Source organism: Vibrio sp. 811 (assembly GCF_033339195.1).
On the sequence record NZ_JAWOUB010000104.1, the window covers coordinates 1 to 1,100 of the forward strand.

At 44.9% G+C, this 1,100-nt stretch carries 1 protein-coding gene and 1 pseudogene; one reads left to right on the forward strand and one right to left on the reverse strand.

Annotated elements, in window-relative coordinates; genetic code table 11:
* Positions 1 to 322: DUF3187 family protein (locus tag R7Q46_RS25135; RefSeq protein ID WP_318077929.1), on the forward strand; the 322-nt coding region annotated here is incomplete at its 5' end.
* Here the strand turns inward: R7Q46_RS25135 and R7Q46_RS25140 are convergent.
* Positions 317 to 1,060 (reverse strand): annotated as a pseudogene (locus R7Q46_RS25140) (sporulation protein). The gene R7Q46_RS25135 and the pseudogene R7Q46_RS25140 sit on opposite strands and share 6 nt — an antisense overlap.
* Positions 1,061 to 1,100: the final 40 nt, after the last annotated feature.

A 1,100-nucleotide genomic window follows, 5' to 3' on the forward strand; every position in this document is an offset into this window, starting at 1 on the left:
TCGTTCTGACGATCGTGCTCTTCTCGATTTACCTTACCGCCACAACACCGCTGCAATGGCGGGCGGATATCGTTATGCACCTTGGGAAAACCACCACTTTATTGTTGAATACCACTGGTATCAAGGATCCACAGAGGGGCCAGCAGAATTTGCCGATGCGTCAAATGAAATTGTGATGGGATATCGCTATCTCATGGGCAACTCTGCCCTTGAAATCATGGCGATAGAGAATGCGAGAAATATGGATAACAGTACCGATATCGCATTCACGATTGGATATCGGCACCTGTTTTCATCTGCCTCGGAAAGCGAGTTTTTATAGACTCAATGTTGGTGCCACTGCGGCTGCCACTTGCGCATCAGTGGCATTGATTGGCAATGTGAATGAGCGATACTGATCACCTGAGAAGCTCAAAGAACGGTCAATTTCAGCCAAACAGTGCATCATCTGCCCTTCCAAAATAAAAGACAGCTCAATTTCTTTTGAAGACACAAACCCGCTATTGCGAAACTCAAGCTCTTGATAGATACCAGAACGGGAGGCAAAAGAGCCGCCGCGCAAGAAGCCTTTTTCGACATCTGCTTTCACCATCGTAAAACCAGCTTGTTCAATCGCTCGAATAACGCGAGATGCCACTGGTAGTGGTTTCACTTCAATGTAATCGCGATCTCGTGGGTCGATGGCAAAATCAATATCCAGAGTGGTTTCGACCCAAACATTGCACTGGTTCTTCAATGCGCTAACCGCAGTGATAGGTGTTTCATCATGCAGTTTTAGCTCGAAAGGCACTTGTTTTTCTTCATTCGGTTGAATCACAAACGGGTCAACCGCCTTGAGCTGGTCGATAGTGAAGGTTTGATAACTTACGCTATCGTCCACTTCAACTTTCATTTCTGTGTTCAATTTAATGGTGATAGCGTCGATCTGCTGTTCAACATCCCCACCTTTGATATGAACATGTCCCTTCAGCGTCGCACCTTGAAACACGCTCATTTCATCCTAAATAGTATCCACTTTTGCAGATCCATTACCCAACCATGCTTTTAATTTCTTAAACATGTCTTCCCTTTTTTGCGACTGTTTTTATTAGTTGTGCTTT